The following is a 12,471-nucleotide window of genomic DNA, read 5'->3' as shown; positions in this document are numbered from 1 at the left end:
TCGTTTGGATCACGCCCGGCGCGGGCCAACTCGACCATCTGTCGGCGGAACTCGGTGGGGTAAGGGGGACGACTCTTCGGCATTTGACAAACACCTCACGCGAAAGCGTTCTCGGTGTCCACCAAACAGGGGCAATCCCAGACCACCACCAGGCCGCGGCCTTGTCGGGCATGGCCCAATTCATCGGCTACGTTGGGGCTGCGTTTGGTCCACTTCTCGTGGGCCTGCTGCATGAAGCGACAGGCGCGTGGTCCGCACCGATGTGCCTGCTGGTCGTGGCGAGCCTGTTGGTGATGGCATTCGCGACGCGGGCTGGTCGCTCCCGCTTCATTGGAGAGGCATAAGGCTTTGAAGCAGAACGGACTGGATCGCGCAGAAGGGTTCGCCCAAATTCCGGAACTACCGCAACGCACAATCGTTGCTGCGGCGCACGTCTCAACAGCGTGTAGCCCACTCGTGGGCGTTTCCTCCCTTGACTTGGGCCGCTCCTCTGTAGGGGGCGGCCCTTTTTCGTGCGCGGTTGATACCTCCACGTCACGTCGGTATTTTTTGGGTATGCGCGAACGGACCGTCGCTGTTGGTTCAGTATAGGTGCATCTTCTCCAGACCACCGTCCCCGGCCGCTTTCGACCCTACCCGGTCGTCGGGGACGTAGTCTTGGTGTTCGGGAAGCGGACGTTGCAGCGATCACGGGCGGGCTCGGCGGTTCTCGCACGGGCAGAGGCGAACCTGGAGGGCGGCCTCATCCTGCGATGAAGGAAGCCAGCTCATCCGGCGTCCCGTCGGGAAACGCCTGCTTCAGGTGGTTCAGGAAAGCCGACACGCGTGCGCTGAGCAGCCGGCGCGTCGGATAGAGGGTCCAAAGTACGATGTCGGGTGCGTCGACGTCGCCCCAGTGGATCAACCTCCCAGCAGCCAGATCGTGGCTCACGAGCGAGACGGGCAAGCGTCCCGCACCGACGCCCGCCCGAACCGCATCGCGAATCATGACGAGCGACGACAGGCCGAGAATCGGCTCGACCTCGATCGTTTCTCGGCCGGCCGGCGTCCTCACCATCCATGCAGTGCGATCGCTCCCTCCCCGCAGGACGGCTGGAACAGTCATGCCGTCGGTGGGCCGGGCGAGGTCGGGGCTCGCCACGACAACCAAGCGGTCGTGCAGGAATGCGCGGCCAACGAGGCCCTCGTCCGGATCGGGGTTGACCCGGATGACGAGGTCGAAGCCTTCTTCGATCATGTCGACGGTCCGATCCTCCGTCGTGACTTCGAGCCGGACCTCCGGGTGCTTCAGGACGAAGCCCGCGGCGAGCTTTCCCATCGCGATCTGCGAGAACAGCAAGGGCGCGCTGATCCGCAGCCGACCCCGCACGCGGTCCCCGCCGGAGGCGATCGCCGCTGCCGTCTCCTCCAGTTCGGTGAGCAGCGCGCCGGCCCGCTCGAACAGCGCGCGCCCTTCCTCGGTCAGCTTGAGAACGCGGGCCCCGCGCTCGAACAGGCGTAGGTTCAGGCTCGCCTCCAGCTCTGCCACGCGCCGGGACAAGGTCGCCTTCGGACGCCCGGCTGCCCGCGCAGCCTTTCCGAACCCGCCATGGCGGGCGACGAGGGTGAAGTCGGCGAGGGCGAGCAAGTCCATTGCGTTCCACCAGCGAGACGGAGCGTCCAAATATAACGGCTGTTGGCGCAGGAGTGGATCGCTCATCTTGAGGTCAGCCAAACGGCTCAACCCGAAGGAGCGATCCCCATGACCATTCTCGTCACCGGCGCCACCGGCCGTGTCGGCCGCCACGTCGTCGAACAGCTCGTCCAGCGCGGCGCCGATGTGCGTGTCCTCACCCGCGATCCCACGAAGGCCGCCTTCCCGGCGAGCGTCGAGGTCGTGCAGGGCGATCTTCTGGACATCACGGCGCTGCGCATCGCCATGACCGGCATCCGCACCCTGTTCCTGCTCAACGCGGTGACGGGCGACGAATTTACCCAGGCGATCATCACGCTGAACATTGCCCGCGAGGCCGGCGTCGATCGGGTCGTCTACCTGTCGGTGTTCGAGGCCGACCGTGCGGTGAACGTGCCGCACTTCGCGGTGAAGTTCGGCGCCGAGCGGATGCTCCAGGCGATGGACTTCAACGCCACAATCCTGCGCCCGAGCTACTTCATCGACAACGAGGTGATGATCAAGGACGTCATCCTCCAGCACGGCGTTTACCCGATGCCGATCGGGGCCAAAGGCGTCGCCATGGTCGACGCGCGCGACATCGCCGAGGTCGCCGCGATCGAGCTGATCCGCCGCGACGCGGCGCCGGGGAAGATGCCGATCGAGACGATCAACCTCGTCGGCCCCGACACGCTCACCGGCGTGGACCTCGCCGCGATCTGGACGGATGTCCTCGGCCGCCCGGTCACCTATGGCGGCGACGATCCGAGCGGGTTCGAGGCGAACATGGCGAGCTTCATGCCGAAGTGGATGGCATACGAGATGCGCCTGATGGCCGAGCGCTACGTCAGCGACGGCATGATCCCGGCGGAGGGCGACCGCGAGCGCCTGACCACGCTGCTGGGTCGCCCGCTGCACACCTACCGCGAGGTTGCCACCGCGCTCGCGTCGGCTTGACCCTCACCGCTGAACGGAAAGAACCGGCTATGCCGACCATCCTCGTCACTGGCTGCTCGTCAAGCTTCGGCCTGGCGACCGCTCGCCGCTTCGCGGATCGCGGGGGGCACGACATCGCCACCATGCGCGCCCCGCGTGAAGACGTGCTGCCGCCGTCCGACCGGCTGCGCGTCCTCCCCCTCGACGTGACCGATCCCGCCAGGATCGCGGCACTGGTGGCGGCGGCGGACAAGGTGGCCGAGGAGATCTGGCGCGCCGTCACCGACAAGGACGCGCCAGCGCACATCCTCGCTGGGGCCGATGCGATGGCTTGGGCGGCTACGATCTAAGACCGCAGCGCCATCGAACGGACGCGCGCCGATGTGCCGAACGCCTTTGACCTGATGAAGATAGGTCGAAGGCGCGCTGGATGAGACGGGCAGGAGGCAGGCGCTCGTGTCGTCGTCATGCGGCCGGCCTGGAATAGCTTTTCAGGTCGTGTTCCGCAGTTACGATGCTCCTGCGTCGAGAGCGACGGCTTCGTCGAAGGTGCGGCGGGCCGCCTCGATCAGGGGCCAATGCTCTCGGATCCAGCCGGTAAAACCCTCCAAGGCCGGCAGCACGCTCGCGCCCATGGCGGTCAACTCGTACTCGACGCGCGGTGGAACCTCCGGGAAATAGTGTCGGACGAGGAGCCCGTCCCTCTCCAGGTTACGCAGCGTCACCGTCAGCATGCGCTGCGTGATGCCCTCGATGCCGTTCTTTATCGCCGAGAAACGCAAACGATGGCCGGGAACGATGGCCAGCAGCAGAAGCGTGAGGATGGTCCACTTGTCGCCCATCCGGGACAGCACGTCGTGCGGCGCACAGGGTTTCAGCCTCGGGCCACGCTCGCTCTCCTCGTAGAGGCGGCCGTACAGGGTCTTTGCCATGGGTGCCCTCCGTGTGCCCGAGGCACATCTGCGTGCCGTCTTCCGGGGAAATCACAGCGGTATACATAGGTAACCATCGAGGCACGAGATGGGCGGAAGCATGCTGCTGTATCAGTTCCGGAAGGGCACGAACCCGCGGCGCGTCATCATCTACCTGGCGGAGAAGGGGATCGACGTCCCGCGTTACGAACTCGATTACGCGAACGGCGAGCATCGCTCCCCGCGCTACCTCGGCATCAACCCATCCGGCCGGGCCCCGACCCTGGTGACCGATGACGGTCTCGCGATCACCGACTCCGCCGCCATCGTCGAGTACCTGGAAGAACTTCACCCCGAACGGCCGATGATCGGCACGGACCCGTCATCGCGTGCGCGGGTTCGCGCCCTGGAGCGGCTTGGCGGCGACTTGGTCGCCCGGAGCCAGCTCTGGCTCTGGAACCGGACCGAAGCCTTCTCGGCGAAGGAGCCGTCTCCCTCGAAGGAGACCGCGGACCGGACGCATCGCTACGTGACGGAGTTGCTGGACATTCTGGAGGTGGAGATCGGCTGGAACGCGTTCCTAGTCGGCGAGGAACCGACCATTGCGGACTTCACGACCTTCACGATCTTTCAGACGGCGCGCGAGCGGTTCGATCTTCCCTACGGAAGCGAGCATCCGCGGCTGGACGCTTGGTACAAGCGTTTCCGGTCACGATCAAGCGCAGACTACTGATAGGTGTCGTACATGTCACGTACCGACAGGAATAATCGTCTAATCTTCTGTTTGCTGATCTTCTGTGCCGTCTATCCGCTCGTGACGGGGCTGGCCTACCTAATGCAGGCTGCGGCCTACGAATGGGAAATCTGGCAACGTCACCTTGTCGTTGTGCCAATCATCGTGCTTGCAATGGTTTTCGTCATCATTCCACGCATACAAGGTTTACTTGCATACTTGATCAATCGCGAACGGTCACCTTGAAGCGACACCTGATCCCGAAAACCATGACCTTATCACGTCCGCTTTCTCATCGTCCGTGCCCGAGAGCGGACAGTCACAAAAACCACCCATAGCAGCCGATCGGGCCGGTACGGTTTGGGTATGGCCCAGGCGAACATAGCCATCAATCTTTTTTGAAAATCCGACGAGACTATCCAAAAGAGGCTTTCTTAACCGAACCAATCATAACAGACCGACAAGCCAGAAGGCTGCAAAGCAGGCGTTGTGAGGTTCTGCTTGGGATAATGAGCGGGCGCTGTGGCGACGTCCGCTTCCATGCATTGCTGCTTGATAGCGGACCAACGGAAATCCACCCAACCCGGTCGGAAACCTCTTCCTTGTCAGCGGACTGGAAGCGGACTTTTCCAAGACGCACAATGAGTCGCGAGTGGCTGCTGAACGTCACAGTATGCTTGGTTCAGTAGCGTGCCCTTATGCGAACGGTGACGAACCGCGAAATTTTCTGGAAGCTGTCTGATTTCTGTTGGATGCCTATCTGGTTTCCGATAGCTTTCCGGGGGTTACCCTCTCTTGTTGACAGCCTCGTAGGCGTCGAGCGCCTTTTCCAGTAGCTCGCCAAGCACCAGTCGCTTCTCGTCGGCCAGGCGGGTGAAGCGTTGAGCGGTCTCCTCCGTTACCTTGAGGCTGAGCTGTTTGTTGCGGCCGGTGCGGTAGCGGCGCTGTTCAACCTTGGCCGCTGCTGGCTTCGCCTTTTCGCGTGGGGCGGACTCGCGGCTGGGGAAACCCTCCGCTTCTGAGACGGCGCGAATTGTCTCGACCGGCGGCTTCGGCTGCTGGGCTGCGCGCGGCGTGGGCTTGAAGTCGTCCAGTCCGCCAAGGTCGAGCTTTCCAAGCGGATCAGTACGTTCAGGCTTGGGCTGGCCGGGCATCACGCAACCTCCTTAGCCTGGTCGCGGCTGTCGCGCAGGCGCTGCACAACCTCCGCGGCGAACTCCGCCGCGTTGTTGATTGCCACAGCAGTGTTAGCGACCCCCTTCCCTGCTAGGCCCTGTAGCGTGCCACCATAGGAGAACATGGCCCGGTAGGCCTCGCGGTCGCACAGGCGGGTTTTTAGCACCGGGATCGCGCGCTCATCGAAGCTCTGCAAGATGTGCTTGAGGGTGTGGGGCATGATCGCCGGGTTCGTGCGTGTGATGAGCACCGTGTAGGGAATGGCCCTCCCCCCGCGCTTCTCAGTGCGCTTGATGAGCCCGATCTGACGAGCAGCCTGCGAGGCATCGAACTGCGAGCCCTGCACGGGGATCACCACTAGGTCGGACATCGAGATTGCGTGGCTGACCATGAGGCTCGCCACGCCCTCCAGATCCACGATCACGAAGGCGGTTGTAGTGGCCGCCTCCTCGATCTTATCCATGATCGTCTCTTCCGTCGCACCGCCCATGACGCGAAGGGTCGTGGGCAGACCCGGCAGCTGTGCCCATTCTTGGACGAATTGATTGGGGTCGGCGTCAATTACGGTGACGGTCGCCCCCTGCTCCGCCAGCATGCTGGCGAGGATGCAGGCAGCTGTAGTTTTACCGGCACCGCCCTTTGGCGACGAGAACGTAATGACGGGCATAGACACCTCTTTGGAAGCTGTCTGGCTTCAGGAAGCTACCGGGCATCTTTTAGACTCCGGGAAGCTGTCAGAAAGCCATCGGGTTTCGGGAAGCTGCCAGCTTAAGGGTAAGCGCCAGGTTAAAACCCATGGCGTCCTGTTTGGAACCAGAAAGCTGTCGGATAGCCGTCAGATTTCGGGAAGCTGTCAGGATACCATATTATAACCGACCACTGTTAGGCGCGTCGGCCAGTTGCTGCCAGGGAGTTACCAGACAGCTGTCAGGAAGCTGATTGGTTTCCATAAAACCATAAAACTTGGCCGTTTTGCTCTGCGATTGAACGGGGCTTATGCGGGTCGAGCTTCTGGCCGAGACACTGCGCGCTCCTGTAAATGTTGTCGCCACGGTCGCCCCCGTCCGACCGCAAACTCTGACCCTGCTGGCGTGGCACGCGCGCAATGATCATCGAACAAGGAGAGATGCATGCCGGAATATGGGGAGGTTTAGGGAGGCGAGGAGGGCGTTATCCGCCACACATAACGTTGACTTAGCCGTGCAGCCCGGCCGAGATGGGCAGTCACGGCCATACTCGCCTTAACGAGTCGCGAGCTGGCCATTCAGGAGAGCAATCGCTGCAGTAGGACCCTGAAAAGCCAACGGGCCCCCCGTCGCCAAACGAGGAGCCCGTCGAAAATCGAAATGGCCTGTGGAGGCCCGGTTCACATCCCCCACAAGCCATGAAGCGCCCACGGGCGTCAAGTCGGAACCCTGGTTCCGGCAACGATATCGGCTTGTCTTGAACGGAGCGCACAACCTGCGCCGCCGATCGTCCCCCTGTGGCCCTGTGGAAAAGGGCCGAGACACGTGTTTGCAGACGAAATCCGCCGCGCGATCGAAGCGGCCGACCGAATCACCCTGCCGCAGGTGACGGCACTGCTGTGGCGTGCCTACGGGGAGGGGAAGGTCACGGAGGCCGAGGCCGAGGCGCTGTCCGGGCTGATCGAGGCGCGCACCGATGCACCGGCAGCCCGACGGTTTTCCCTAGCTCCGCCGGTACCATCGGCCCCAGGCGACAGCCTGCTCCATCAGGATCCCTCAGCATCACGCCGGAGGTCCGTGGGCTCGCGCCCGCGCACAGATGCCAGCATGGAGCGCCGTCGCCGCTGGGCCGCCTCCGGCCGCCTGCCCCCTGGTCTCGCTGCCCGGTTCACGCTGGCCGAGCAGGCGGTCCTCTCCTTGGTGGCCGCCGAGGTCGTGCGTCGGAAGGATTGTCGCCTCGCCGTCGGGCACCTCGCGGCAATCGTCGGCGTGGCCGAGACCACCGTGCGCAACGCCATCCGGGAGGCCGTGAAGCTCGGGCTCGTGACTGTGGAGGAGCGGCGCATCACCGGCTTCCGCAACGCTACGAACATCGTCCGCATCGTCTCGTCCGAGTGGACCGCCTGGCTGCGGCTGGCCCGCAAAGGCTCGGTGCTGAATACCCACTCCTCCCTCCCACAAGGGGGAGGGTGCAAATCCCCGAAGCGCACGCCTACTCAAGTTCTAGATCTGAGGGATTCGGGGAAAACGGAACCGAAAGCAAGCTGCCGAGGGGCAGCGGGCGACCTCGACCGATCAGGCCGTGCAGGAATCCATGTGGGTCGTAAGGCAGGCCGAGCCATGCGGTAGCTGCACGCGGCCGAGCTGCGGCGTCCGCCCTATCGAACGCGCCTCCCGGACGGGGCGGGGCCCGGATCGCTCTGAGCCCCGACACCCCGTCAGGCGGGCCACCTTTTCGCTCCTCGACTGGTCACGTGCCCGGCCGGGGAGACGGCGATTCGAATGTAGGACCCGCACCGATTCGCGGGAAAAGGCGCTGCGCGGGTGGATTACCGAGCCCGATAGCGACCCTGGACGCCCGCCGGCGGCTACCGGGAGGCCAAAAGTGCAGCTCTGCAGCTGCACTGGCCACACAGTTTTGTCGGAAGCCCGCTTTTTCGGGCTCCGTACCCCACCGCGATTTTCGGAGTGGCATCCTGGAGTGTCCGGCCGCCGGCCAGACTTTCATCAGGGGGTCCGCGCACATGCGCATCTCACCATTCACCAAGCAGGGCCTGCGCACCGCCGCGGCTCACATCATCTCCTTCAGCTCGGACGCCCCGAGCAAGGAAGCCTTCGCCAGCTACATGGAGGCCGTGACCGCGTTCTCCGTCCTGGAGAGCGATTTCGTCCCCGTCGGTCAGACCGATTCGCGGTTGCGCGACGACGTCCGGAGCCACCTCAAGGCAGAGCCCATCGCCCCGGTGGCGGACCTCTTCCGGCGGCTCATCACCCGCCGCGGCCCCGTCGGCTCCATCGAGTACGAGGACTGGTCCTGGCAGATGCTGGGCGCGATGGAGACCGTGGACGAGGTCGCCGCGACCCTGGGCACCCTGCACGCGCGCTGGCTCCGTGTGACGGCCTACAGCGCCCTCATCGCCTACGGGACCGCGGGCGCGATGCTGCCCGACGCACCGGAGGGTCTCGCCATCAACGTGGGTCTCGTGCCGTACGATAAGCCGGGCCGGCGCTTCGTCGATGAGGACGACGACGAGGGCGCCGGCGTCCCGGTAGCGGTCCTCAAGCGCCGCTGACGGGCGCCGTGCGGTCGACATCATCAGGGCCGCGGGGCGGGTGCTCCGCGGCGGAGGCGCCGGGGCATCTCCAGCGTCCTCTTGGCCCGCTCCGTGTCGGCGACGTACCGGATGCGAGCCGCCACCAAGGCCGCCTGCGCGGCGAGTTCCGCGAGAGCCCGGACCCGCGTCCGGATGCGCTTCTCCAGCGGCACCAGCGCCCGCGCGAGGAGCCGGCGCCGAGCCTGGGCTGGCAGGACGGTCGAGGTCTTGTCCCGCCCCTGGCGGGTCTCGATGCGCACCAGGCCCAGCCGGAAGACGCTCTCGGCCGCGCGACGGGCGACATGCGCCCGCTCCATCAGGTCGAGGGCCGTCTCGCTCGCCGGCCGTCGGGAGAAGGCCGCCGCGGCATGGCTCCAGATATCCGTCGCCCGGATCGGGCGCGCATCGCCGAGAGGCCTACGCGCGGACACAGCCCGGCGCTCGGCGCCCTCCCCGAGCACGATCCACGACAGGCTGCGGTGGCGCGACATGGCGACATAGAAACGCCCGGCGTCCATCCCCTCCGAGCCGCGCGGAAGCGCCAGGCAGCAGTCAGCGTCGGAAGTCGCACCTTGAGCGCTGTCCACGGTCAGACAGTCTCCCTGGCCGATCAGGATCCGGCCCGTCTCGCGGTCGCGCAGGGCCTGCCATGGGACGAGCGCCTCGCGGCCGGAGGCGGAGCGCAGGATGAGGCCGCCGCGCTCGACACCCTGCACCGTCAGGATCGACCCGTTCACCCCGAGCGCGCCGCGGCCGGCCCCGCGGCCGTAGGTTCGGCGGTAGAGCCGCACCCGGTCCCCGATCGCCACCGGCAGCTCGAACACCGCCCCGGCCTGATCCACCGCGTCGAGGTGCGCCACCTCCGCCCCACGCACGCCCTCCGCTTGTCGCCGACGCCGCATCGCTTCGGCGACGAGCCGCGCATCAGCCTGCGTCAGGGCGAGCATCAGCATCGCGCCCTCGCCGACGGCCTGGACGCGCTCCCACCACAGCGCTGCGGCGGCGTTCGCGGCGTCGGCCTGGGTGCCAGGCGCGAGGCGGGCGCGCCCTTCATCGCGCAGGGTATCGATGACGTCGGCCGCCCGGCCGGCGCGCGCGAGACCCGCGAGCTCGCGCTCTCGTTCGACGCGTTGGCGGACGGTGCTCGTGACCTCGGCGACCGTACCGCCCAGGGCCCGCGAAAGGAGCGACACCGTTCCTCCGGCCTCTACGCTTTGCGACTGGAGCGGGTCCCCCACCGCCAGCAAAACACACCCCGAGGATTCCCGCAGTTCCAGAAGCTCCAGGGCTTGTCTGGACGACGTGAGCGACACCTCGTCGAGCACGACCACGTCGTCTCGGTCGAGCTGCAGCACACCGCTTCGTACGCGGGCGAGAAGGGCGGCGACCGCGAGGCACTGGTCTTGCGGGATCCCGGCATCCGCCAGGGCAGCAGCCTGCCGCCACGCGACGGCGGTGCCGTGCACGCGCCGGCCCTTAGCGGTCCAGGCAGACACCAGTGGTCGCATCAGTGTGGTCTTGCCCGCCCCCGCGCTGCCAATGAGGAGCTGGACGCGGCCGCCCGTGCCGATCGCCTTCATTGCGGCGGCCTGGGCTTCTCCATGCGCGCCGGTGAAATCGAGGGCGGTCGCTGCGGCAGCCGCTTCGACCTCCTCGACGGTAAGGGCGCCCGAGCGGTCCGCTGCTGCCTGCCGGGCAAGGTCTACGAGCCGGGTCTCGCGCGCGACATGCGCGGCCGTCGTCAGCCGAGTTTCGGTCCGGCCGCGTGCGCCCCGAACCTCCCGCACGATCACGGGTGCCGGAATGCCCGCATCCTCGACGTCGGCCGCCAACAGGGCCGCGGTTACATCGTCGATCTCGCTGGCATCCTCGACGCCCGAAGCGACCAACCCGCGCGCGGCGGCGATCCTGGCCGCGGACCCGTCGAGAACCGCCTCGCCGAGAAAGTCGCGCTCGAGGAATGGTGCCGCGGCGGCGCGGGCGATCTCCAGCCGCTCGGCCCTGGTCGGGAGCGGGATCGCCTTGTCCAAATTGGACACACCGGCCGGCTGCCAGCCGAGCGCCTCGGCCTCGCGGCGCCAGCTCTCGACGTCGGCCACATCGTCGACCTTCGGCGCTTTCGGGTTTCCCTGGACGCCGGTCTTGAGCAGCCCCACCCGGCGCCGCGCGTCGAGAGAGTCCCAATCGAGACCTTGGGTGGCGGCATAGGCCCGGGCTGCGGCCTCGCCCTGGGCGGTGCGGCGCGAGAACGCGGCGCGGACCGCCTCCGGCACGGCTCGGACGCGAGCGGCCCCGGTGTCCGGATCCAGGTCGACGGCGACGCCAAGCCTCCGCAGGCCGGTAGCAACATGGGCTTGGTAGAGGGCACCCCATTCGTGCAGACGCCCCCGCAGTTCGGCGAGGTCTGGCGCGCCGACGTGGCCCGAAGGCGTCAGCACCACCGCCGGCACACAGACGTGCGTGTGGATCTGAGGTGTGCCAGCGGCCCGGATGACGGCGAGGTGGCTATAGGCCTCGCCCGTGGCCGCATCCCGGTCCGGGATCTCCACGGTGGGCCGGCTGGTCCAATGGTCGAACGCCAGCCACGCGAGGCGCCCGGCCTCGGTGCCGCTGCGGCCGCCTTTGCCGCGCCGCGCCCGCCCGAGCACCACCTCGATAGCCCGCATGGTCTCGCTGACCGCCTCGCAGTGGACGGCATGAAGCGCGGCTCGCTCGGCGGCCGTCGGTGCCAAGAGCGTCGCGACGGACAGCGCCTTATCGGCACTGAAGCAGAGGTCACAGTAGCCAACGGCCGCCCGGCTGGCCGTGACCGCGTCGCGGTAGGCGGTGGGGCGCAGCGGTCCGCCGTCGGCGCGCCGACCGTGGGCGAGTGCATCCAGGACCTCGCCGGCCGCTGTGGTCTCGGTCGCCCCGAGCAGCTGCAGGGTGCGGGCGCGCAGTATCCCGACGCGCTCCGTCGGCAGAGCCTCGCCCGTCGCGGCATGTCGGCTGGCGAGCACGCGCTCGACTTCCTCGGCGGTCGGCAGCCGGTCGGTCGGGAGCCCTGTCTCCTCGGCCAGCGAGACCGTTGTCGGTCGCTCAGTGCGGCCCGGGATGGGCGCGCCGTCGGCGCGGTGTCCGGCCAGCAGGTGGGCGATGGCGTCGGCGTCCGGCGGTCGGCGCGGGTCGAGGCTGAGGAGACGGCCAAGCGCGGGATCCAGATCCTCGCGCACTCGCGGGAGCGTCACCGTGAAGGCCTCCGATGGCGCATCGGCCGCGCCGGGGGCGCAGCCGTAATAGGCGGCGAGCCTCGCCATTTCGGGCGGGAGCGTCGGCTCCATGAGGTGCGCTGTCATAGCCCGTGCGCCGCTCAGGCCGCCCGCCGATCCGACCCTGTAAGTCAGCACCTGGACGGCTCCTCAAGCGGCCCGTGCGGTGCCGAGCGTTGCCGCCACGGCCGCAGGGATTGCATCGAGACCGGTGCGCATGCCGGCCAGCGTCTCGCCCTGCTCGTCCAGGCTATCCGCGATCCGGCCGAGCGCCTCGGCCAGCCCGTCGCCGCCACCTTCCTCGCCGAGGTCGGTGACGGCCGAGAGAAGCGCCTGCAGCAGCGCCGTATGCGCCTCCTGGCCGGCGACCAGCTGCGCCATGCAGGCGGTCAGCGCGCCGACCTCGCGGCGCAGGTCCGACACCGCCACCAACAGCGCCCCGAGGGCTTCCTGCTCCGCCACCGTGAAGGTCTCCGAGGGTCGACCCTGGCGTTCGCGCCGGCCGACGATTCGGATTGTACCACCCGCGCAGCGTG

Annotated in this window: 12 protein-coding genes and 1 pseudogene; 7 read left to right on the top strand and 6 right to left on the bottom strand. The window is 67.1% G+C overall.

Going from position 1 to position 12,471, the window contains the following annotated elements; translation table 11 throughout:
• Window positions 1-344, top strand: a pseudogene (locus MKL20_RS05310) (hypothetical protein); the annotation flags it as partial.
• A gap of 398 nt (window positions 345-742) precedes the next feature.
• Here MKL20_RS05310 and MKL20_RS05305 read toward each other — a convergent pair.
• Window positions 743-1,633 (bottom strand): LysR family transcriptional regulator, encoded by an 891-nt coding sequence (locus tag MKL20_RS05305; RefSeq protein WP_244035815.1) that lies wholly within the window; start codon window positions 1,631-1,633, stop codon window positions 743-745.
• 108 nt (window positions 1,634-1,741) lie between these two features.
• On the opposite strand from MKL20_RS05305, the gene MKL20_RS05300 reads away from it, so the two are divergent.
• Window positions 1,742-2,608 (top strand): SDR family oxidoreductase, encoded by an 867-nt coding sequence (locus MKL20_RS05300; RefSeq protein WP_244035813.1) that lies wholly within the window; start codon window positions 1,742-1,744, stop codon window positions 2,606-2,608.
• A 29-nt stretch (window positions 2,609-2,637) separates the two neighbouring features.
• Entirely contained in the window at window positions 2,638-2,937 is a 300-nt protein-coding gene (locus MKL20_RS33235) for an SDR family NAD(P)-dependent oxidoreductase (RefSeq protein ID WP_409568118.1), read from the top strand.
• Between the two features lie 159 nt (window positions 2,938-3,096).
• On the opposite strand, the gene MKL20_RS05290 is transcribed toward MKL20_RS33235, so the two are convergent.
• Window positions 3,097-3,519, bottom strand: coding sequence for a winged helix-turn-helix transcriptional regulator (locus MKL20_RS05290; RefSeq protein WP_244035812.1), 423 nt, complete (start codon window positions 3,517-3,519; stop codon window positions 3,097-3,099).
• Window positions 3,520-3,619: 100 nt separating this feature from the next.
• Here MKL20_RS05290 and MKL20_RS05285 point away from each other — a divergent pair, with 100 nt between their 5' ends.
• Together MKL20_RS05285 and MKL20_RS05280 are read left to right on the top strand one after the other, a co-directional pair.
• Window positions 3,620-4,231, top strand: a complete 612-nt coding sequence (locus MKL20_RS05285; RefSeq protein ID WP_244035811.1) for a glutathione S-transferase family protein — start codon at window positions 3,620-3,622, stop codon at window positions 4,229-4,231.
• 12 nt (window positions 4,232-4,243) lie between these two features.
• Entirely contained in the window at window positions 4,244-4,477 is a 234-nt protein-coding gene (locus MKL20_RS05280) for a hypothetical protein (RefSeq protein WP_244035810.1), read from the top strand.
• A gap of 539 nt (window positions 4,478-5,016) precedes the next feature.
• Here the strand turns inward: MKL20_RS05280 and MKL20_RS05275 are convergent.
• Together MKL20_RS05275 and MKL20_RS05270 are read right to left on the bottom strand one after the other, a co-directional pair.
• Complete coding sequence (locus MKL20_RS05275; RefSeq protein ID WP_244035809.1) at window positions 5,017-5,385, bottom strand: stability/partitioning determinant; 369 nt, start codon at window positions 5,383-5,385, stop codon at window positions 5,017-5,019.
• Window positions 5,385-6,074 carry a ParA family protein gene (locus tag MKL20_RS05270; protein WP_244035808.1) on the bottom strand — a complete coding sequence of 230 codons (690 nt, stop codon included), beginning with the start codon at window positions 6,072-6,074 and terminating at the stop codon, window positions 5,385-5,387. Before MKL20_RS05270 ends, MKL20_RS05275 begins: the two co-directional genes overlap by 1 nt.
• Before the next feature lie 844 nt (window positions 6,075-6,918).
• Between MKL20_RS05270 and MKL20_RS05265 the strand changes: the two genes are divergently transcribed.
• Together MKL20_RS05265 and MKL20_RS05260 are read left to right on the top strand one after the other, a co-directional pair.
• Window positions 6,919-7,722, top strand: coding sequence for a GntR family transcriptional regulator (locus MKL20_RS05265; protein ID WP_244035807.1), 804 nt, complete (start codon window positions 6,919-6,921; stop codon window positions 7,720-7,722).
• Between the two features lie 395 nt (window positions 7,723-8,117).
• The gene (locus tag MKL20_RS05260; protein WP_244035806.1) at window positions 8,118-8,666 is read left to right on the top strand and encodes a hypothetical protein; all 549 of its coding nucleotides are present in this window, start codon (window positions 8,118-8,120) and stop codon (window positions 8,664-8,666) included.
• A 23-nt stretch (window positions 8,667-8,689) separates the two neighbouring features.
• Here the strand turns inward: MKL20_RS05260 and mobF are convergent, their stop codons facing one another.
• Window positions 8,690-12,022, bottom strand: coding sequence for a MobF family relaxase (mobF, locus tag MKL20_RS05255; RefSeq protein ID WP_244035805.1), 3,333 nt, complete (start codon window positions 12,020-12,022; stop codon window positions 8,690-8,692).
• 63 nt (window positions 12,023-12,085) lie between these two features.
• Window positions 12,086-12,397, bottom strand: coding sequence for a hypothetical protein (locus MKL20_RS05250; RefSeq protein ID WP_244035804.1), 312 nt, complete (start codon window positions 12,395-12,397; stop codon window positions 12,086-12,088).
• Window positions 12,398-12,471: the final 74 nt, after the last annotated feature.

The organism is Methylobacterium sp. E-066, assembly GCF_022829635.1.
GTDB lineage: Bacteria > Pseudomonadota > Alphaproteobacteria > Rhizobiales > Beijerinckiaceae > Methylobacterium.
This window is presented reverse-complemented; position numbering and strand designations above follow the sequence as displayed.

Coding starts and splice junctions, on each gene's coding strand:
- MKL20_RS05305 (WP_244035815.1), bottom strand. CDS start 1,633: ATGGACTTGCTCGCCCTCGCCGACTTCACCCTCGTCGCCCGCCATGGC.
- MKL20_RS05270 (WP_244035808.1), bottom strand. CDS start 6,074: ATGCCCGTCATTACGTTCTCGTCGCCAAAGGGCGGTGCCGGTAAAACT.
- MKL20_RS05260 (WP_244035806.1), top strand. CDS start 8,118: ATGCGCATCTCACCATTCACCAAGCAGGGCCTGCGCACCGCCGCGGCT.
- MKL20_RS05280 (WP_244035810.1), top strand. CDS start 4,244: ATGTCACGTACCGACAGGAATAATCGTCTAATCTTCTGTTTGCTGATC.
- MKL20_RS05285 (WP_244035811.1), top strand. CDS start 3,620: ATGCTGCTGTATCAGTTCCGGAAGGGCACGAACCCGCGGCGCGTCATC.
- MKL20_RS33235 (WP_409568118.1), top strand. CDS start 2,638: ATGCCGACCATCCTCGTCACTGGCTGCTCGTCAAGCTTCGGCCTGGCG.
- mobF (WP_244035805.1), bottom strand. CDS start 12,022: ATGACAGCGCACCTCATGGAGCCGACGCTCCCGCCCGAAATGGCGAGG.
- MKL20_RS05275 (WP_244035809.1), bottom strand. CDS start 5,385: ATGCCCGGCCAGCCCAAGCCTGAACGTACTGATCCGCTTGGAAAGCTC.
- MKL20_RS05300 (WP_244035813.1), top strand. CDS start 1,742: ATGACCATTCTCGTCACCGGCGCCACCGGCCGTGTCGGCCGCCACGTC.
- MKL20_RS05290 (WP_244035812.1), bottom strand. CDS start 3,519: ATGGCAAAGACCCTGTACGGCCGCCTCTACGAGGAGAGCGAGCGTGGC.